General features: G+C 62.9%; 14 protein-coding genes. 8 read left to right on the top strand and 6 right to left on the bottom strand.

Annotated elements, in window-relative coordinates; genetic code table 11:
• The first annotated feature begins 29 nt into the window (after positions 1–29).
• Complete coding sequence (locus tag ACR9Y2_RS26455) at positions 30–1,460, top strand: methyl-accepting chemotaxis protein (RefSeq protein WP_435044736.1); 1,431 nt, start codon at positions 30–32, stop codon at positions 1,458–1,460.
• 21 nt (positions 1,461–1,481) lie between these two features.
• Here the strand turns inward: ACR9Y2_RS26455 and ACR9Y2_RS26450 are convergent, their stop codons facing one another.
• On the bottom strand, positions 1,482–1,952 hold the full coding sequence (locus tag ACR9Y2_RS26450; RefSeq protein WP_435044735.1) for a CoA-binding protein: 471 nt from the start codon (positions 1,950–1,952) through the stop codon (positions 1,482–1,484).
• 69 nt (positions 1,953–2,021) lie between these two features.
• Here ACR9Y2_RS26450 and ACR9Y2_RS26445 point away from each other — a divergent pair, with 69 nt between their 5' ends.
• The 6 genes from ACR9Y2_RS26445 (at position 2,022) to ACR9Y2_RS26420 (ending at position 13,507) form a co-directional block, all read left to right on the top strand.
• Entirely contained in the window at positions 2,022–4,949 is a 2,928-nt protein-coding gene (locus ACR9Y2_RS26445; RefSeq protein ID WP_435044734.1) for a two-component regulator propeller domain-containing protein, read from the top strand.
• Positions 4,946–5,593 (top strand): response regulator, encoded by a 648-nt coding sequence (locus ACR9Y2_RS26440; protein ID WP_435044733.1) that lies wholly within the window; start codon positions 4,946–4,948, stop codon positions 5,591–5,593. The genes ACR9Y2_RS26445 and ACR9Y2_RS26440 overlap by 4 nt, the downstream gene beginning before the upstream one ends.
• A 143-nt stretch (positions 5,594–5,736) precedes the next feature.
• Positions 5,737–9,072, top strand: a complete 3,336-nt coding sequence (locus ACR9Y2_RS26435) for an efflux RND transporter permease subunit (RefSeq protein WP_435044732.1) — start codon at positions 5,737–5,739, stop codon at positions 9,070–9,072.
• A gap of 11 nt (positions 9,073–9,083) precedes the next feature.
• Positions 9,084–10,463 carry an efflux RND transporter periplasmic adaptor subunit gene (locus tag ACR9Y2_RS26430; RefSeq protein WP_435044731.1) on the top strand — a complete coding sequence of 460 codons (1,380 nt, stop codon included), beginning with the start codon at positions 9,084–9,086 and terminating at the stop codon, positions 10,461–10,463.
• A 19-nt stretch (positions 10,464–10,482) separates the two neighbouring features.
• A complete protein-coding gene (locus tag ACR9Y2_RS26425; RefSeq protein WP_435044730.1) occupies positions 10,483–12,354 on the top strand; it encodes a TolC family protein in 1,872 nt (623 codons plus the stop codon).
• A gap of 58 nt (positions 12,355–12,412) precedes the next feature.
• Positions 12,413–13,507, top strand: coding sequence for a phytase (locus ACR9Y2_RS26420; RefSeq protein ID WP_435044728.1), 1,095 nt, complete (start codon positions 12,413–12,415; stop codon positions 13,505–13,507).
• A 38-nt stretch (positions 13,508–13,545) separates the two neighbouring features.
• On the opposite strand, the gene ACR9Y2_RS26415 is transcribed toward ACR9Y2_RS26420, so the two are convergent.
• Together ACR9Y2_RS26415 and ACR9Y2_RS26410 are read right to left on the bottom strand one after the other, a co-directional pair.
• Positions 13,546–14,454, bottom strand: a complete 909-nt coding sequence (locus ACR9Y2_RS26415) for a hypothetical protein (protein WP_435044727.1) — start codon at positions 14,452–14,454, stop codon at positions 13,546–13,548.
• Positions 14,445–15,329 (bottom strand): phenylalanine 4-monooxygenase, encoded by an 885-nt coding sequence (locus ACR9Y2_RS26410; protein WP_435044726.1) that lies wholly within the window; start codon positions 15,327–15,329, stop codon positions 14,445–14,447. Before ACR9Y2_RS26410 ends, ACR9Y2_RS26415 begins: the two co-directional genes overlap by 10 nt.
• A 190-nt stretch (positions 15,330–15,519) precedes the next feature.
• On the opposite strand from ACR9Y2_RS26410, the gene ACR9Y2_RS26405 reads away from it, so the two are divergent.
• On the top strand, positions 15,520–16,617 hold the full coding sequence (locus tag ACR9Y2_RS26405) for a homogentisate 1,2-dioxygenase (RefSeq protein ID WP_435044725.1): 1,098 nt from the start codon (positions 15,520–15,522) through the stop codon (positions 16,615–16,617).
• Here ACR9Y2_RS26405 and ACR9Y2_RS26400 read toward each other — a convergent pair.
• The 3 genes from ACR9Y2_RS26400 to ACR9Y2_RS26390 form a co-directional block, all read right to left on the bottom strand.
• Entirely contained in the window at positions 16,614–19,103 is a 2,490-nt protein-coding gene (locus ACR9Y2_RS26400; RefSeq protein ID WP_435044724.1) for an ATP-binding protein, read from the bottom strand. The two genes, ACR9Y2_RS26405 and ACR9Y2_RS26400, sit on opposite strands and share 4 nt — an antisense overlap.
• A 184-nt stretch (positions 19,104–19,287) precedes the next feature.
• Positions 19,288–19,560: a hypothetical protein gene (locus tag ACR9Y2_RS26395; RefSeq protein WP_435044723.1), complete on the bottom strand. Its 273-nt coding sequence runs from the start codon at positions 19,558–19,560 to the stop codon at positions 19,288–19,290.
• A complete protein-coding gene (locus ACR9Y2_RS26390) occupies positions 19,557–20,705 on the bottom strand; it encodes an N-acetylglucosamine-6-phosphate deacetylase (protein ID WP_435044722.1) in 1,149 nt (382 codons plus the stop codon). Before ACR9Y2_RS26390 ends, ACR9Y2_RS26395 begins: the two co-directional genes overlap by 4 nt.
• Positions 20,706–20,768 lie beyond the last annotated feature (63 nt).

Below are 20,768 nucleotides of genomic sequence, written 5' to 3'. Positions count from 1 at the left end.
GTCCGGAGGTTCCCCACGAGAGGATATTCATGACGATTGGTAAACGGATTGGGTGGATGTGCACGGCCCTGGTGGGCGTCAATGTAGTCCTGGCCGCTGTGTCATTGCTGGGGCTGACCCGCTCAGAGGACAGCCTCACCTCGCTGAGCGCGGATACGGTACCCGGTATGTACTATTCCCAGGGCTTGCAGGCGGCCCTGATCGAGTTCCGGGGTAATTGCTGGAAGCATATTGCCAGTTCGTCGAAGGAGCAGATGGCTGCTGAGGAGGCAAAGAACGAGAGCCTGAAGCGCGACATGACTGAGTTCATGAAGAAGTATGGGGAATCCGTCACAGACGAGTCGGACAGGCTGGCCTGGGGGCAGGTAAGGCCGGCGCTGGACCGGTATTTGGAGGCGTGGTCGCGGGTTGAGGTGGTGAGCCGGTCCGGACAGAACGTGGAGGCGGCGGAACTCTACGCGAAGACCGCGCATCCGCTATTCATCGAGCTCCGCAAGATATTGAAGGGCCGGACGGATTGGAACAAGGCCAGGAACGACCAGACGATGGAAATGGCTTTGGCGAGCGCACACCAGCAGAGCGTGATCACTTCGAGCCTGGGACTGGCGGTGATCGGGTTTGGCGCGCTGGCGGCGTTCTTCATAGTACGAGGCATCACACGGCAACTGCACGACTCCATCGGGCGATTGGCTGCTGGGGCGAGCCAGGTGGCGAGCGCTGCCTCCCAGGTGTCTTCGTCCAGCCAGACGCTGGCGCAGGGGGCATCGGAACAGGCGGCGTCATTGGAGGAGACTTCGGCTACCAGTGAAGAGATCAGCGCGATGGCGAATAAGAACAGCGAGAGCACGCGCTCGGCCGCGGAATTGGCTCTACAATCGCAGGAGAAGTTCAAGCTGACCAACAAGTCGCTGGACGGGATGGTGAAGGCGATTGGGGAGATTGGCGACTCCAGCGGCAAGATCTCGCGCATTATCAAGGTGATCGATGAGATTGCCTTCCAGACGAATATCCTGGCGCTGAATGCGGCGGTGGAGGCGGCTCGGGCCGGGGAGGCGGGCATGGGTTTCGCCGTAGTGGCGGACGAGGTGAGGAGTCTGGCGCACCGCTGTGCCCAGGCGGCGAAGGAGACCTCGGCCCTGATTGAGGATTCGATTCACAAGTCATCGGACGGGAAGTCGAAAGTGGACGAGGTTGCGCATGCGATTCACGCCATCACGGCGGAGGCGCAGAGTATTCAGGTGCTGATCGACGAAGTGAACCAGGGCAGTTTGGAGCAGACACGAGGGGTGGAGCAGATCAGCAAGGCGATTGCTCAAATGGAGCGAGTGACGCAGTCAGCGGCTGCGAGTGCGGAGGAGGGTGCTTCCGCGTCTCAGGAATTAACGGCGCAATCGGCGACGCTGCACGACATCGCGGTCGACCTCAGCCAGTTGGTGGGGGTGCGCATTGCGGACGAGTAGGCGTGTCCATCCGCCTGTTGCTCAATTCGGCAAATTGCCCAACAGGCCGCGCAGGCCGCGGTGCAGCCCGTGGATCCAGCCGGAGTCGGGCAGGAACATGAAGGGGCATTCGCCGTTGATCACGCGAAGCCCAAGTTCTTCGCAGGCAAAGAGGGCTTCCTTGCTGACGGACCCGGACCCGACGCTGCGGTAGAGCCAGACGAAATGGACGCCGGCGACGGCGCAATCTTCCACAACGGAGGCAGACGCTTTCGGAGGAGTCATGATGAGCGCACCCTGTACGGCGGGCAGGATGCTGGTGACATCCGGATAGCAGGCAATGCCGTCGATTTCGGTTGTCTCCGGATTCACGGGGACTACATCGCGGCCGCGGCGGCGCAGTTCCTTGAAGACCATCCGGCTGAAGTGTTTCTCTTCCCGGGAGAGGCCTACCAGTGCGATGCGCGGCAAAGCCAGGAACTCATCGATTTCCGCGCGTGCTGTCACGATCATGCCGTCACGCTATCACGATGGGACACGGGATGAAAGGCGTGGGGACGCTACACTCTTAGGGAGATGGTCGTGACGCGCCTCATCCTGGCTGTAGTGTGCCTGCTGCCGGCAGCCTTCGGCCTGAACCCACAGCGCCGGATGAGCCAGTATGCGCACCGCCAGTGGAGCCAGGCGGAGGGTCTGCCGCAGGATACGATCCGGGCGCTGGCACAGTCTCGCGACGGCTACCTGTGGATTGGGACCGAGGAGGGGTTGGCCCGCTTTGACGGCATCGAATTCACGGTATATACGCGCGATGCCGGCCAGTTGCCAAATAACCTGGTTACGGCGCTGTGGGCCTCTCGAGACGGTTCGGTGTGGATCGGCACGGCCGGCGGATTAGCCCGCTATCACGCCGGCCGCTTCACGCTGTTTGGCGCCAAGGAGGGAGTGCCCTCGGCGTTCATCACCTCGATTCACGAAGACAGCCGCGGTACGATCTGGGTGGCCGCCGGTCTCTCCCTGTGCCGCTACCGGGATGGCAAGTTCACCAACTTCGGACAGGAGCACGGACTGCCCGCGCAGGGCGTACGGGCCGCCATCGTGGATGCCTCGGGCCGTGTCTGGGTGGCCGGATTCGGCTCCATCGGCTATTTTGAGAACGACCGCTTCCATGAGACCAACGAGGGCGGGTCGCTCTCCGGCGGCATTACACTCTGCCTGGCGCTGGATTCAGCCGGTCAACTGATGGCCGGCGGAACGAATGGCATGCTGTTGAATGAAGGCGGCCGGCGGCGCCTGCTGACCACGGCGGATGGTTTGCCCGCCACGTTTGTCCGGGCCCTGGTTCACGACCGCGACGGCTCAGTCTGGATCGGCACCAACAGTGGCCTGTGCCGCCGCGCGAATGGCCGCACCGACAGTGTGAGCGAGGCGGTGTTCCGGGCAGGGGAGTGGGTATGGTGCCTGTATGAGGACCGCGACGGCAACCTGTGGGTGGGCACCAACAGCGGCCTGCACCTGTTTCGCGATCAGAGCTTTGCGGTTTTCGGGAAGAACGAAGGTCTGCCCAGCGACCAGCCGACGGCGGTGATGCAGTCACGGGACGGCGCGATCTGGGTGGGGTTTCACGATGGCGGCGCCGGGCGGCTGGCGGAATCGCGCTATACGCCGGTGCAGGGCCTGCCCAGTAACGAAGTCTTCTGTTTGCGGGAATCCGGAGACGGTGAGGTGCTGGTGGGCACGCGGGCCGGGCTGACCAGGATCAGCGGCGGCCGGGTGTCCGGCACGTATGAGCCCAGCGACACGGTGGGACGGCACAATGTCTTTGACGCCATCGAGGTGGCGCCGGGCACGCTGTGGCTGGGTACGAACGGCGGAGTGCTGGAGTTGTCAGACGGCAAGGCATCGAACGCCATCGCCGGCGGGCCACTGTTGAACGACGCGGTGGTGGCGCTGCTGGCCGCCAGGGACGGGTCGCGCTGGGCCGGCACTTTCGGCAGCGGCTTGTGGCGCTGGCGCAATGGCCGCGCTGAGCTGATCACGGTGGAGCAAGGGCTGTCGAGCAACCAGATCCGTTCGCTGGCCGAGGATGATGACGGCACCCTCTGGATCGGCACTGCCGGCGGCGGACTGGCCTTCTTCCGGGAGAATCGATTCTGGCGCTGTTCGGCCGTCAATGGCCTGCCCAGCGACAATGTGGCGCATGTCACGGATGACGGCTCCGGCTGGCTGTGGCTGGCCACCACGCGCGGCCTGGCACGGGTTGAGAAGGCAAAGGTGAAGGAACTGGTACACAACCCGGCTGCGCGACTGCCGGTGGTGGTATTCGGTATCAGCGAAGGCCTGAAAAGCATGAATTGCGCGCCGGGCTGGCCTGCCTCCAGCGGAGGGGGGCGCAGCCGGGATGGGCGCTTGTGGTTTCCCACGGTGGCCGGGCTGGCCGCGGTGCGGCCTGAGCGGATCCACACCGAAGCTCCGCCGCCGCCGGCTCAGGTGGTGGAGGTGCGGGTGGATGGCGTCGACGTGGTGCCCACCGCCTTTGCCATCCTGCCGCCCAACAGCCACCGGGTGGAATTCCGCTATGCCGCTGTGCGGCTGGCCGCTCCGGAGTCGGTCCGTTACCGCTACAAGCTGGAAGGGCTCGACGCGCAGTGGATCGAGGCCGGCAGCCGGCGTGTCGCCAACTACAACACACTGCCGTCGGGCAGCTACCGCTTCGTCGTCAGGGCCAGCGACAGCCGCGGCGCTCTGTTTGGAGAAACGGCCTCGTTCGCGTTCCGCCGTACCCCGCACCTCTGGGAGACCGCCTGGTTCCGCTGGTCCCTGGCTGCCTTTGCCGCCCTGCTGGTGTGGCTGATCAGCCGCTGGCGCATTCTGCAGGAACGGCACCGCTTCTCGCTGGTCCTGGCCGAGCGTGCCCGGCTGGCGCGCGAGATTCACGATACCCTGGCGCAGGGCTACGTCGGCATCTCCTCCCAACTCGAGGCGGTCTCGATGCTGCTGCCCGAGGACCCCTCGCAAGCCGCGCAGTATCTGAACCTCGCCCAGAAAATGGCCCAGCACAGCCTGACGGAGGCCCGGCGATCCGTCATGGATCTGCGCGACCAGGCTCTGGAGGGGCAGACGCTGGCCCAGGCGATGGCACAGACTTCCCGCATGATGACCGCCGGGCGCGGTTTGAGCGCCACGGTCCAGGCGGCGCCTGACCTGCCGTTGGTGTCCAAGGAGACTGAACAACAACTGCTGCGCATCGCACAGGAGGCGCTGAACAACGCCCTGAAGCACTCCGAAGCGACCCACGCCACGATTGCTCTGCAGCGGGAGGGCAACGCGCTGAAGCTGCGCATTACGGACGACGGCAGCGGCTTTGATGCCAATAACGCATTCCTCTCGGCCGGCGGCCACTTCGGCCTGCTGGGCATGCAGGAGCGCGCCCAGCGCGCCGGTGGCACCCTGCGGCTGGAAACAGCGCCCGGTGCGGGCACTACAATCGAAGTGACGGTTCCCCTCACATGAATCCTGCTGAGATTCCCAGCCCGAAGCGCATCGGCATCCTGATTGCCGAGGACCACCTGATCGCGCGGGTGGGCATCTCTACGATTGTGGCGATGCAGTCCGATATGACCGTGGTGGCCGAGGCATTGAACGGGGCGCACGCCGTCCAGTTGCACCGTCAGTTCCGGCCGGACATCACCCTGATGGACATCCGCATGCCGGGCATGACGGGCTTCGAGGCCATGTCCTCCATCCGCAGCGAGTGGCCGAATGCGCGCTTCGTGGCCCTGTCCACGTATGGCGGCGATGAGGATATCCGGCGCGCCCTGCAGTGCGGCGCCCAGGCCTATCTCACGAAGGAAGTCCTGCACGACGAGCTGCTGAAAGCCATCCGCGCGGTTCACTCCGGGCAGACCTACCTGCCTGCGTCGGTGGCTGCGGCGCTGGCCGCCCAGTTCCCCAGGGCAGACCTCAGTGTCCGGGAAACTGAGGTACTCCGGCTGATTGTGCAGGGTCTCAGCAATAAGCAGATCGCCTATGAACTGCGAATTGCCGAATACACCGTTAAGAACCATGTGAAGAATGTTCTCAATAAGTTAGGGGTGGATGACCGCACGCAGGCAGCGACCTCCGCCCTGCAGCGCGGGATTATTCACTTGTCCTGATAGCTCGAAATAGCCAGAGGCCCCTAGCCCCTGGGTGTCATGACTTTAGGTGGCCCGAACGGGACACTGGTAGCTAGACAGACAGGTACGGCCAAAGTTGGCGGTGCCTTTCGAGAGATTCTTCCATCGGACTAGCAACCTAAATGTGGATTGTTCGGCTGGCGCTCCGTCGCCCGTATACCTTCGTCGCCCTCGCGATGCTGATCGTCCTTCTGGGCTGCTCGGCCATCGTCTCGATGCCGGTCGACATATTCCCGGCCGTGGACATCCCTGTTGTCAGCGTCGTGTGGACGTATAACGGCATTCCCCCGGAAGAGATGGAGAAGAGGATTGTCACCATCTTTGAACGGGCCCTCACGACGACAGTCAACGACATCGAACACATCGAGTCGCAGAGTTATAGCGGCGTCTCGGTGACGCGCATCTTCTTCCAGCCGAATGTGAAGATCGACCTCGCCATTGCGCAGGTCACAGCGATCTCGCAGACCCTGCTGCGCGGCCTGCCGCCCGGCATCTTTCCGCCCAGCATCCTGAAGTACGACGCTTCCATCGTGCCCGTCCTGCAGTTGGGCCTGGGGAGTAAAACCCTCAGTGAGCAGGAACTCTTCGATCTCGGGCTGAACTTCATCCGTACCCAATTGGCCACGGTACAAGGCGCCTCGGTGCCGCTGCCCTACGGCGGACGTTTCCGCCAGGTGATGGTGGACCTTGATCCACAGGCCCTTTATGCCAAGAATCTGTCGGCGCTCGATGTTTCCAATGCGCTGAACCTGCAGAACCTGATTCTGCCTTCCGGCAATATCAAGCTGGACCAGCGCGAATACCAGGTGCGGCTCAACTCCAGCCCGCGCGTGCTGGAACAGTTGAACGATCTGCCTGTCCGCACGGTGAATGGCGCCACGGTCTATATGAAGGATGTGGCCCATGTGCGCGACGGCTATGCCGTCCAGACCAGCATTGTGCGCACCAACGGGACGCGCGGCGCGCTGCTGATTGTCATGAAGAACGGCCAGGCATCCACTCTCGACATCGTGAAGGGTGTGAAGGCCGCCATGCCCAAGATCCTGGCCGGACTGCCCAAAGAACTGGAAGTCCGTGAGTTCTTCGACCAATCCGTCTTCGTCCGCGCCGCCATCAATGGAGTGTTGAAGGAAGGTCTGATGGCCGCCATCCTCACCGGCCTGATGATCCTGATGTTCCTCGGCAGTTGGCGCAGTACGCTGATCGTCTCCATCTCCATTCCGCTGTCCATCCTGTCGTCGCTGACGGTGCTCTCGCTCATGGGGCAGACGATCAATGTCATGACCCTGGGCGGCCTGGCCCTGGCCGTCGGCATCCTGGTGGACGACGCGACGGTGGAGATCGAGAATACGCATCGCAACCTGGCGATGAAGAAGCCGCTGACGCGCGCCGTGCTGGATGGCGCGATGCAGATCGCGGCGCCCACCTTCGTTTCGACCCTCTCGATTTGCGTCGTCTTTGTACCCGTCCTGCTGCTCACCGGAGTGGCCAAGTTCCTGTTCACGCCGCTGGCGCTCGCCGTGGTCTTTGCGATGATGGCGTCCTACCTGCTCTCCCGAACCCTGGTGCCCACCATGGTGCATTACCTGTTAGGCCAGGAAGCGCATCTTTACCAGCATGGCGAACATGCCACGGGCGGCAAAGGCGTCATCTGGAGTGTCCATCACGCCTTCAACCGCCGTTTTGAGGGCTTCCGTGAGCGATACACCGGTTTTCTCGATTGGGCGCTGGATCACAAGAAGATCGTTGGCGTGGTGTTCGGCGTCTTTGTTGTACTCTCGCTGGCCCTGTCGCCCATGGTCGGCCGCGACTTCTTCCCCAGCATCGACTCGGGCCAGATGCGGCTGCATGCCCGCGCCCCCTCCGGTACACGGCTGGAGCAGACCGAGCTCGTTTTCGGAGGCATTGAGGAGGAGATCCGGAAGGTGATCCCGCCGCAGGAACTGGAGACCATCGTCGACAACATCGGTCTCCCCAACGGCGGCTTCAACCTGGCGTTCGGAGACAATCCCACCATCGGAACCAACGATGGTGAAATTCTGATCTCCCTCAATCAGGAGAAGCACGAGCCGGTGGAGATGTACACGGAGAAGCTCCGCAAGCGGCTATCCGAGCGATTCCCCGACGTGGTCTTCTTTTTCGAAGCCGCCAACATTACGAACCAGATCTTGAATTTCGGCTTGCCGGCGCCGATCGACATCCAAGTGACGGGCCGCGACCCCGTCAAGGCCTTCCAGATTGCCCGCCAGATCGCCAAGCGGGTTGAGCGCATTCCGGGCAGCGCGGATGTTCACCTCCACCAGACGGACGACAGTCCGGAGATCCGTGTGAACGTCGACCGTACCAAGGCCGGCCAGATGGGCCTGACGCAGCGAGACGTCTCCAGCAGCCTGCTGATTTCGCTGAGCTCCAGCGGCCAGGTGGCGCCCAACCAGTGGCTCAATTTCGCCAACGGCGTCAACTACAACGTCGCGGTGCAGACGCCCATCTACCGTTTCCTGTCGCTGGACGACCTGATGCGGACGCCCATCGGTTCGGCCACCAACAGTGTGGCCTTCACCACCACGGACTCGCTGGCCGGCGCCTCGGCGCTCACTCCCAGCTCCACGGGCGCCAGCCCCGGCAAGAACACATTGGCCTATGGCAATCCGGGCGCGCAGGCCGACCGCTCGCAACTGCTCTCGAACCTGGCGACGATAGAACGGGGCCGGACCTACGGCATTGTCAACCACTACAATGTTCAGCCTGTCGTCGATGTCTTCGTAAACGTGGACCGCCGGGACCTGGGCGGAGTTGGCGACCAGGTGATGAAGGTGATCGACGAAGAGTCAAAGAAGCTGCCCAAAGGCATGGGGCTCAACGTGCGCGGCCAGTATAAGACGATGCAGGATTCGTTCTTCCGGCTGGGCATCGGCCTGCTGGGTGCGGTGGCCCTGGTCTACCTGCTGATGGTGGTCAACTTCCAATCCTGGCTGGATCCGATGATCATCCTGATGGCGATCCCGGGCGCCTTCGCCGGCATCGTCTGGGCCCTGTTCCTGACCCAGACCACGTTCAACGTCCCCTCATTGATGGGCGCCATTATGTGCATCGGCGTAGCGACGGCGAACAGCATCCTGATGGTGGTGTTTGCCAACGACGAACGGATGGTGGGCAAGAACGCCCGCGAGGCCGCGCTTTCCGCTGGCGCCACGCGCGTCCGGCCCGTGCTGATGACGGCCATGGCGATGATCATCGGAATGTTGCCGATGGCGCTTGGATTTGGCGAAGGCGGGGAACAGAACGCACCGCTCGGCCGCGCGGTGATAGGCGGCCTGGCCGTGGCGACGCTGGCCACCCTGGTGGTGGTTCCGGTCATCTACAGCGCCCTGCGCAAGACCCCGCCCGTGAATTACGACGAGACGATTTTCTTTGAGGAGCATGAAGGCGAACTGCCGGCGGAATCCGGCCAGGCCTGAAGCGAAGAGTTATGCCCGACAGCGAACAGAAGACCGCATCCCACGGCCACGATCCCGTCGCCGCCGAGCGTGAAGCCCTGCTGCGAGCCGAAATCGCGAAGTTGAAAGACCGCGCAGCGCGCGCCGCCGATGCAACTGACCATGATGTGCGTCCCGGCCGCCGTCCGTCCTCCAAGGCCTTGCTCGGCATCGCCATCGTGGCCGCTATCCTCCTTGGGGTTGGTTTCACCACCGGGTATCTGCCCAAGATCCGCCGTACCGAATCGATCAATGCCGAGACCAAGGCGGACACTGAGGCGCGCCCGACTGTCAGCACCTCCCTTGCCAAGCGTGGTGAAACCGCCGTCGACCTCGAGCTGCCGGGCAGCATCCAGGCTGTTACCGAGGCGCCCATCCTGGCTCGCGCCGATGGCTACCTGAAACGCCGGTTGGTCGATATTGGGGATCGCGTGGCCGCCGGGCAATTGCTGGCGGAGATCGAGGCGCCGGAGTTGGACAACCAGGTCCAGCAGGCCAAAGCATCGCTTCAGCAGTCCTATGCGGCTCTCGAACAGGCCACGGCCAGCCTGGAACAGTCCCGTGCCAACGAGCAACTGGCCCGCATTACAGCCCAGCGTTGGAGCAACCTGTTGGGCAAGGGCGCCGTCTCGCGCCAGGATAACGACAACTACCAGGCCCAGTTCCAGGCCCAGAGCGCCTTTGCCCGAGCCCAGGAACGCGCCGTCGCGGCGGCCCGCAGCAACATCGAGGCCGCCAAGGCCAACCTCGACCGGCTGAACCAGGTGCAGGGCTATCGCCTGGTGCGCGCGCCATTCGCCGGCATGATCACCCTGCGCAACGTGGATGTGGGGGCGCTCATCAGTACAGGCCAGACCCTGATTTATCGCGTTGCCCAGATGGCGACGCTCCGTACCTTTGTCAACGTGCCGCAGGCCTATGCGGATGTGATCAAGCCGGGTGTCGAGGCGGAGGTTGCCGTAGTCGACCTGCCGGGCCGCATCTTCCGCGGCAAGGTGGCCCGATCGTCCGGCGCCCTGGATGCTTCCAGCCGCACGCTGCTGACCGAAGTGCAGATCCCCAATCAGGATGGCGCGCTGCTGCCCGGTATGTATGCCCAGGTTTCGCTCAGCATCCGCCGCGTCAATCCGCCGCTCATTATCCCCGGCGACACGCTGCTGATCCGGCCGCAAGGCACGATGGTGGCAATCGTCCGGCCCGACAACAGCATTCACTTCCAGAAGATCCTGGTTGGCCGCGACTTCGGCAAAGAGGTCGAGGTGATCAAGGGGCTGGAAGAAGGCCAGGCGCTGGTCGTCAACGCGAACGACTCCGTGCAGGAGGGCGTCAAGGTGAAGACCGTGAAGCTGAAAGAGGACGGCGCCAAGCGCTGAGCAGGTGGCCAACAAACGCATGCAATTCCCCAGGCAATCGACAGTTTGGCTCGCCGTATGCCTGCTGGCGCAAAGCTCAGTCTTCGCCGGAGACGGCGGCGTACTCCAGCCCTTCAAACGGCCCTATCTCGCGCCTGTGCGGCAAGCTCCGATTCTCAGCAATTCGCCCCGTTTTGAGCAGTTGTTGCGAGCCGGCAATCTCTATCTCACGCTCGACGATGCCGTTCAACTCGCCATCGAGAATAACCTGGATGTCGAGATCCAACGCTATGCCCGGGCCGCGGCCGACACTGAGTTGCTGCGGACGCGTGGCGGCGGCCTCACCCGTGGTATTGCGCTGAACCTGTCGGAAATGCCGGCGGGCGTGGGCGGCCCCACAAGCCAGTTGCTCACCAGTTCCTCGCGGATCATTCCAGGCACCTCGGTTTCCACGAATCCGCTGGAAGTGGGCGCGCTGGGGGTCGTCCAGACCAATCTCAGCATCACCGGAGCGACGCCTCTTTCCAACGGCAGTGCGATCCCCGTTTTCGATCCCTTTCTCAGCGGGAATTTCGGATTCTCCCACCTCAGCACGCCCCAGACGAACCTGGCCGTGGCCGGCGCGCCCAATCTGATCACAGGCAACACCTCAGGGGGCCTGGGCTACCGCCAGGGCTTCGGCTCCGGCGCCTCTGTCAGCGCGGCGTTCACCAATCTGCGCCAGACGACGAATTCCATCCGCGGCAGTTATAGCCCGTACACCGCCTCCGCCCTCACGCTGAATGTCACGCAGCCCCTGCTGCGCGGCGCCGGCTTCAGTGTGAACCGCCGCTTCCAGCGACAGGCCGAAAATGAGCAGAAGATCGCAGACCTGCTCTTCCGACAGCAGCTCATCAACACGGTGTATGGAGTGACCCGGCTGTACGACGACTTTGTCGCACTCTATGAGGACGTCAAGGTGAAAGAAGAAACGTTGCGTCTGGCCCAGAAGCTGTTTGACGACACCAAGGCACAAGTGGATGAGGGTGCGCTGGCCACCGTGGAAATGGCACGGGCCAATGCGCAGGTGTATTCGACACGCCTCGACCTCGAGCGGGCCCGCGGCTTGCTGGAAGAGCAGGAAGTCATTCTGAAGACGGTACTCACGCGCCGCGGCTCGGAAGACGAAGTGGTCCGCAGGGCCCGTATCATTCCCATGGGCACGCTGGCGCTGCCGCCTGAAGAGAATCGGGAATCCCCAGAGCTGGTGGGGATCGCGGCGCAGAATCGCCCTGATCTCTCCACGGCCGCGCTGCAGATCGCCAATTCGGAACTGTCGCTGAAGGGCTCGCGCAATGCGCTGAAGCCGCAGGTGGACATTGTGGCTTTTGCCACCAACAACGGCCTGGCCGGTGACGTTAATCCCATTGCTGTCACCCCGGATGCGACATTCATCGGGAGCTATGCCAGCGCGCTCGGCCAGATTTTCCGGCGCGACTACCCGTCCTATGGGGCGGGCCTCCAGATCGACCTGCCGCTGCGGAACCGTGTGGCGCAGGCTGATGTGGCGCGCGACGAAATCCAGTTCAAGCAGACGAAGATCCGCGAGCAGCAGTTGCGCAACCAGGCTCGGCTGGAAGTGGAAGATGCGCTGATCGCCCAGCGCCGGGCGAAGGCTGCGTACGAGGCGGCGATCCAGGCGCGTGTGTATCAGGAAGAGTCCTTGAAGGCGGAGCAGGCGAAGTTTGAGGTAGGCGCTTCGACGAGCTACCTGGTGATTCAGTTCCAGAGCTTCCTGGCGCAGGCGCGGTCCACCGAAGTGGCCGCCCGGGGCGCGTATGTGAAGGCGAGAGCGGCCCTGCAGCGGGCCACGGGTACGATCCTGGCGGACTACAACATCTCAGTGGAAGCGGCGCACCAGGGCGTGCGGTAGAGACCGTACTCCGGCTGATAAACCCCACCGCCTTTTGGCAGAATAGTGGTGGAGAATCATGGCTCGCTTGCCGCCATTCTGCCTGATAGGCTGGCTCGCCTTATGCGCCGGCGGAGAAATCTCGCTGCCCGTGACCCGCTTTACGGACAGCGTTTACTCAGAGGCGCACGATCCCGCCATCTGGGTGAACCACGCGGATCCCGGTCGCAGCCTTATCATCGCGACGGACAGTGGCGCTTCGCCCCACGGTGCCCTCGCTGTGTTCTCGTTGGACGGCAAGATGGTCCAAAGACTGGGACCCTTCGATCGCCTCGGCCAAGTCGATATCGCCTATGGCGTCAGGTGGGGTGGTCGAAAGGTGGACCTTGCAATCTGCACGGAACGAGCGCTCGGCTCGTTGCGCCTGTTTGTTATTTTATCCAGCCGAGGCGGCGCCTTTGACATCTCCGGGATGCGGGGGCCTGCCGTTTTTGAGGAACCAGACGCTGGCGGCGGCATCACCGGCGCAGCAGGGCCGGCGAGCACGCAACCAACGGGTATCGCAGTCTATACCAGACCACGCGATAACGCCGTCTTCCTGATGATTAGCAGGAAATCCGGACCGCGCGATGGGTACCTCTGGCAGTACCGGATGAGTCGTGCGGACGGCGGCTTCCGCCTTGTGAAGGTCCGGGAATTTGGCCGATTCTCCGGATCCGGGGAAATCCAGGCCATAGCCGTCGATAACGAATTGGGGTATATCTACTATGCCGATGAAGTCGCCGGTATTCGCAAATATCCCGCTGACCCGGATGCGCCCCATGCGAACAAGGAACTGGCGCTCTTCGGGAGGACGGAATTTGCGGGACGCCGGAAAGGCATCGCCATCTGGAAACGCAAGGACGGTACAGGGTACATTGTCTGTACCGATCAGATCGCTGGCGCCTCGCGCTTTCATTTGTTCCGCCGCGAAGGCACATGGGGACGGCCTCACAACCACAGCAAAGTAGTACGCACGGTGACTACGGCTCTGGATTCCACAAATGGCATTGAGATTACATCGACGCCGCTTGGCGCTTTGTATCCACACGGTTTGTTTGTCGCCATGAACAGCAAAGGCAGGAATTTCGCACTGGCTCCCGCGGAAGAACTGGTGCCACAAAACCAGCGCTGAACTTCCACTGGCGGGGGCAGGGCCGCGCGAGGCCATTTTTATCGTGGCAATTGGACCCACTCCACCGTCCGGGTCGACCGCTTCCAGATCACCGCCCGCTGCCCGTCCAGGCCCGCCAGTACCGCCCCTCGCGGCAGCTCAGGGCCATTCGGTACCACCACCCACGCGCTCGTCTCCCGGTTCAACCGCATCAGCCGGTACGGCGCGTCCAACTGTTCTACGGCATTCACGCCACGTTGCGGCATCAACCCGTAGATCGCCCCGTCCTGCGCGGCCGCAAACGACATCTGCGACTTCCCCTGCTGCGCCAATGGCACCGGCCAGGTCACCACTTCCGCCGACTTCGCATCGAATTCGATCACCGCCGCCGCATTCGGCACCCAGGCCGCCACCCGTCCGGACATCTCGGTCAACAGGGCCGGAGACCCCGCCGGACCCGTCTCATGTGCCTGCCGCGGCTCATCCGCATCTGAATCGATCAGCCGTACTTTCTTCCTCGGCAGGATGCCCCAGGGCCCGGACGCCGGACCCGATAACCGGTGGAACAACGACTCCTCCAGCCCCGGCCCCATGCACCAGATGCCTGTCGCGGGGTCCGACGCCAGACGGAAACACAGCACCGCGTCCAAGGTCAGGAACCCCGGTTCCCCTTGCAGGGGATACAAAGCCAGTACGCGCGAGCTCGCGCCCAGGGGGTATAACACCGCCATCGAGACCAACAGCGTGCCGTCACTGGTGAGGGCGAAGTCGTGCACTTCCACTCGCCGGACATCCTTCAAACCGGCGCCCGCTTCCACCGTGCGCTCCACCTGGCCATCACGAGTCCGTACGACGAGATCGCCGCCCTTCGGCGTGGATTCCAGCGTGACGATGTGGTTGGCCTGGAACTTGACCTCCAGAGTCTGGTCAGGAAGGTGGATCTGCGCGGCGGCCGTGCTCAGGCCCAACAGAAGCTGCGCAAGTCCTCGAGCGAGAGCGCGGGCTCCCCAGGAGCCACATGATCCAGCTTTCCGGCCAGCATCCATTCTTCGAGCTTACCCACTAGCTCGTACAGATGCTCAAATCCTTGGACCACAAACAGCAGAGGCTGGAAATGGTCGATCGCAAACGACTGGTGGATCATCCACTCGAGACATGCTTCACTGCGTTGGACCTCGGGTGATTCCAAGGCATGCGGCAGTTCGCTGTGCGAGCTCAGCAGTCCGCTGCCGTAGGCACGTAACCCGTCCTTGGTCCGCATCAGCCCAAACTCTACCGTGAACCAGAAGAACCGCGCCATCGCCTTCACGATCGAGGCCAGCCGTTCCAGGCGCACGGCTTCGTCGCGAATGCCGGCAGCGATCTCCGCCGCCGTATGGGCGCAGTCGCCGAACCGCACCAACGTCTCGGCGAAGTCCCGGTGCGTGTGCATGGGTACATGCCCCGCGATGTCGTGAAAGATGTCGGGCTCGGGCAGGTAGTCCAGCGAGTCTGTCGAACGGATCGTAATGGTAGTGGGGAATTCACGCCGCCGCAGGCAATCGAAAAACAGGAAGGGCGGCACGTAGCCGCTCACCGCCCGGGCCTGAAAGCCCGTCAGCGGCGCCAGGAACCGGTTCACATCCTCCAGACGGGGCACCTGCCGCGGGTCAAGACGGAGGGCTGTGAGGCCGTCCAGAAAGTGCGGATTCGCATACTGCGCCCAACTGGGCAGCATGCGGGCGTACAGAGTCCGCCAGGCCGCATGATTCTCTTCACCGTACAGCTCGTACGGTTGACGAATGAAAAGCTGGTCGCGGGCACGAGCCTCTTCAATGAATGGAGCGGCGGTTGTGGTGAGCATCCCGATCACCTCTCTGCTGTTTTGAAATTAGCACCACCTTCTTGTGGTGTCAACTGAGGAATGGTAGGATGCTCACAAAGGAGGGGTGGAAACGGCGTTCGGCATTCAGTAGAAGCGATCAGCTACGGCAAGGGTCCTGGGTTCTATAGCTGACCGCTGAAAACTGACGGTTGAAAGCTCGCCCACAGCCATGTACCCACTGACGAAGGGCAAAGTCGCCCGCCAGGCGCATGTCGGTATCCCCGAGGGCACGTTTGAGGAAGAGCACGGCCGCAAGGGCTTCTACGGGAAAACCGCGCATCTCTATCACGCCCATCCGCCCACGGGCTGGATCCGCTTCGAAGGCTCGCTGCGGCCCCACAAATTCGACCTCAACGAAGCCAGGCCCACTGACCTGACAGACCCTCGCGGCGTGCCGCTGCCGTTCCTGGGCAATGCCGATGTCCGGCTCTCCGTCTCGCGCCGTCCGGCGCCGATGCCGTTCTACTGCCGCAATGCCGATTGGGACGAGTTATGGTTTGTCCACCGGGGGCAGGGCACTGTCGAGACCGACTTCGGTCCTCTGCCGTTCGAGAGCGGCGACTACCTGGTCATCCCGCGAGCGGTGACTTACCGCATTGTTCCCGAGACCACCGACAACTTCTTCCTGCTCGTCGAATCGAAGGGCGAATTCGACCAGCCCGAGAAGGGCCTCATCGGACAGCACGCCCTCTACGACCCCGGCGTGATCGTCGTACCCGAGCCCGATCCGCAGCTTGCCGACACTCGCGAGTGGGAGGTGCGGATCCTCGCCGACGGGCAGCACTCCAGCGTGTTCTACCCCTGGAATCCCATGGACGTGGTCGGTTGGAAGGGCGATCTGACAGCCTGGAAGATCAACCTGCGGGACATTCGCCCGGTGATGAGCCATCGGGCCCACCTGCCGCCCAGCGTTCACACCACCTTTGTCACCGGAGGCGCCGTCGTCTGCAGCTTCGTGCCACGGCCCCTGGAGGAGGATCAGGACGCGCTGCGCGTGCCGTTCTTTCACCGCAACACCGACTACGACGAGTTCCTTTTCTACCACGACGGCGACTTCTTTTCGCGCGACAACATTCGTGCCGGCATGGCCACCCTGCATCCGCGCGGCATTCACCACGGGCCGCATCCCAAGGCGCTGGCCAATCAGCGGAAGAAGACGCACACGGACGAGTACGCGGTCATGTTGGATGGGCTGAATCCGATTCGGGTGCTCGAAGGGGGCCAGGCCGTGGAGGACCCCAACTACTGGCGCAGTTGGCAGGGCTAATGGCTGGACCCGGGCTCCGGCACGCCATCCAACAGGTCCCGGATCTTGGTCAACAGCGCCGCCGGCGAGAACGGCTTCTCAATCGACGGCGCGTCCAATGGCTGCGTCCTTAGGCGTGCTGAGTAGCCCGACATGAGCAGTGCCGGCACGCCCGGGCGCATCTCGCTGAATCGAGTCCGCAGGTCCATGCCACTCATATAGGGCATCACGACGTCGGTCAGCAGCAGGTGGATCGCGCCGGGCTCCGCCTGCGCTGCCTCCAGCGCCGCATTCGGATCCGAAGTCTCCAGGACCCGGTACCCGTGCCGGGCGAGCAGTCCGCACACGAAGCGCCGTACGGCTTCATCGTCTTCCGCCACGAGAATCGTTTCAGTCCCTTCCAATACTCGTTTGGCTGCGGGCTTGCGCGTCTCCTCATCGCCGGGTGCGTCCAAGGCCGGCAGCAGAATGTTGAACGAAGTGCCTTGATTCGGTTCGCTATACACGGAGATTGAGCCGCCGCACTGCTTCACGATGCCATATACAGTGGATAGCCCCAGCCCCGTACCTTTGCCCACTTCCTTTGTGGTGAAAAAGGGCTCGAAAATGTGCGTCTTCACCTCCGGCGCCATCCCCTCGCCGGTATCGCTGACGGCCACCAGGACGTAATCGCCTGCCGCCAATCCGGCCAATTCGTGAACATCGCCGGAGCCGAGCTGGAAATCCGAAGTGTGGATCACCAGCCGTCCGCCTCGTGGCATGGCGTCACGGGCATTGATCGCCAGGTTCACAATCACCTGCTCGAACTGGCCGGGATCCATAATCGTCACCGGCTGGTTTGCCTCAAGCGTCATCTCCAGAGAGACGTCTGCACCAATCAGCCGCAGCAGCATCTTGGCTACATCCCGCAACGCTTCGTTCAGATTCAGCTTCGCCGGCGTTACCTTCTGCCGCCGGGCAAATGACAGCAACTGGCGCGTCAGCGAAACGGCCCGGGTGGACGCCCGTGCAATCTGATCCAGGTAGGAATCGGCCGGTTCGTTCGAGGCGATCGACATCCGCGCCAGCTCGAGATTGCCGCCGATCACCGTCAGCAGGTTGTTGAAGTCGTGCGCCACGCCTCCGGCCAGTTGCCCGATGCTCTCCAATTTCTGCGCCTGCCGGAGTTGTGTCTCCAGCGAAATGCGCTCCGAGATATCGGAGAAGAACACCAGGGTCAGTTCCTCCTCATTCACCAGGATGGGCGCGGCCGAGAGCTGCACCGGTAGTTCCGTACCGTTCGGCCGGAGAACCGCCAGCCCCTGCAAATCACGGGCGTTGGCCGTGCCGCCGGCCAGTCTCGGCAGGATGGCGCGGAGGCGTTCTGGAAACAACTCCTCAAAATGGGTCCCCGTCAGCGCTTCGGGAGAGCGTTCCAGGATCACCGCGGCCCGCGGATTGGCAAACAGCATCGCACCCGTCTGTCCAAATGCGATGACGGCCTCGGGCGCATTCTCGAACAGCGCGCGGAAGCGTGCTTCGCTCTCCCTCAGCGCGCGTTCCACCCGCATCCGCCTTTCCAGGTCCTGCTGCAATGTCAGATTCGCGGCCTTCAGTTTCTTCCTGGAGTCATTCAGCCGGAAGATGGCTATGGCCGCCAAAATCAGGATCACCGACGCCGCCCCGATCAGAATCCGCTGAATCGTTAAATAGTAGCGGTCTCGCATCGCACCGGCCATGCGTGCCGCGTACCGGCTGGAGATCACCGGGTAAGTCGCCGCCAGCGCCGCCATGGTGCCGTCGGCGGTCATCTCCTCAAACCGGTCCCGCAGCGCCTGCACCTCCTCCGCCACCTCTCGCCGTGAAACCAGCGAATATTCCCACTGCAATTTCGTATCGATGGTCCGCAGGCTGATGCCCCGGCAGGCCGAATTGCCGGAATACAGTACGTCGCGCACGAAGATATTGGCGATAATGGCAGCGTCCGCCTGGCCCTGGCAGGCCGTTTCCACCGCAAGGGCGGCCGATGCCGATGGCAGGATCTCAGAGCCCTGCAGGACTTCGGCCAGCGTCGGCAATGAACCCAGGGGCATGGCCAACCGCTTGCCCTTTAGATCCTGACTCGTGCGAATGCCGGTCGTCGTCGGGGTTAAGATGACGATTTCCGTGGACCACCATGGCGCCGACACAAAGAAACGAGCCCGCCGCTCCGGCGTGGCATAGCCAGTCAGGATCAGATCCAGCGAACCCTGCGTCAAGTCCTCTTCATTTTTGACGCGCGATCCACCGGGCTTCCAGGCCAGATCGATGCCTTCGCGCTTCGCCGCTTCCTGCAGCATCTCCACGGCGAATCCGGTGGGCTTGCCGCTTGCACCAATGATGATCATCGGCGGAGCATTGCCGTAAGCGACCGTCAGCGGTTTACGCGGAGGCGCACTACCGCAACTCGCCGCCAGCAGCGCGAGGAGGCAGGAGCCAATTAGAGTGCGTAGACTCGAACTGAAGTACCGGATTCCTTGTGCATGCACGAAAACGACCAGGTTTTAAGCACGCCGACTGAGGAGCGTCACAGCCTAAGATCGGTGGTCAATAGTAACATCGAGCGGGTTGGGTGGACCCTGATCAAACAATTAACGTAGAAAAACGCCGCATTCGCCGAAGAGGAGAACATAGGTCGAATCTCTGGCGCAAAACCGGCTCCACCAGCTGCGTTTAGTAGATCAACGGCTTCCCTGCCAACGCCTCTAATATCAGCAAAGCAATCAACAATAGCCAGAATCCGCTGAACACGCTGCCGGCCAAGAGCGGCAACCGGAAATAATGCATCAGCAGCAGGATCGGGACGGCCGCCAGCGTGGCCGCCAGGCCGTACCGCAAATCTCCGCCTGGGCCTACGTCCGAGCGCACAATCGCCGACCCGCGCCACAGCAGAAACACCACCTGCGCTGCAGCTAAAACCCCGAAGCCCCACGCCAGCCGGATCACGCCTGATAAACCAGTTCGCCGTCGAGCCACGTCTTCAAAACCCGAATCGACTTGGCTGCTTTGTCGTAGGAATACTCCACCACATCGGCCCGCTCACCCGGCTGCAGGCCGCGCTGCCGCGAGGGCACACGTCCTACCCGCGCCGGATTCCGCGTCGCCAGGGTGATCGCCTCGCTCAGCGTCAAGCCGCACATCCTCATCAGATTTCCGATGCCCGCATCCATCCTGAGCACGCTGCCTGCCAGGCGGTTCGTATCTTCGCGCAGCGTCACTTTCCCCTCGGGGTGCAACTGCACTTCCACCTCGCCCAGCATGTACGGCCCGGGCTCGCACATGGCCGGCATGACTGCGTCCGTAATGAGAATCGCGCGCTCCAGTCCCTTCGACCGCAGCGCCACGCTGAGGAAGCTCTTGTCCAGGTGTATCCCATCCACAATGAAGGAAGCCGCCAGCCGGTCGTCGGCCATCTGATGCCACAGATAGTTCGGATGGCGCGGCAGCATGCTGTGCGCGCCATTGCCTAGATGGGTGGAAAGCGTCGCGCCGGCACGCACGGCCGCATCGATCTGATCGGCGTTCGCGTCCAGGTGGCCGATGCTCACCACCACACCTGTGCCTACGACATGTTCGATGTACTTAGCGGCCTCGGGCCACTCTGGAGACAGCGTCACCAGGCGTACGTTGCCCTCCGCAGCATCCTGCCAGCGATCGAACTCTTCCGTGTCCGGCGGCCGCACCTGGCGTAAAGGATGCGCGCCGCGAGCTCCGTCGTGCGGAGAAATGTGCGGACCTTCGATGTGAAAGCCTTCCAGCGCCCGCCCGTGCTTCAACGTCCGCTTTGCCTTCGCCAGGTTTCGGATCGCGCCCAGCATCTCCTCGCGCCCTCCTGTAATCACGGTGGGGAAGATGCGAGTTGTACCCGTCGAGAAGATCAGGTCCAGCGACCGTCCGATCTCTTCCATCGAAGCCGCGGGCGAGCAGTAGTCCACTCCGGCAAAGCCGTTCACCTGGATGTCGATGAACCCCGGAGCCACATAGTTCAGTCCCTCCGGCGTCCGGACGAACTCTTCCACACTCTGCAGGACTCCGCTGCCCGTGATCTCGACCGCGGCGCCCCGGTTGGCGTCAAACCCGGAACATTTCATGGCTGTCTTGTATTATCCACAGATTGTCCACACGGCCGCTCTTGCAACCACCTGAAAACAAAA

It is taken from the genome of Paludibaculum fermentans, assembly GCF_051172195.1.
In the GTDB taxonomy this organism is placed as follows: Bacteria; Acidobacteriota; Terriglobia; order Bryobacterales; family Bryobacteraceae; genus Paludibaculum; species Paludibaculum fermentans_A.
The sequence above is the reverse complement of the archived record's forward strand: the minus strand, read 5'-3'. Positions and strand labels throughout refer to the sequence as shown.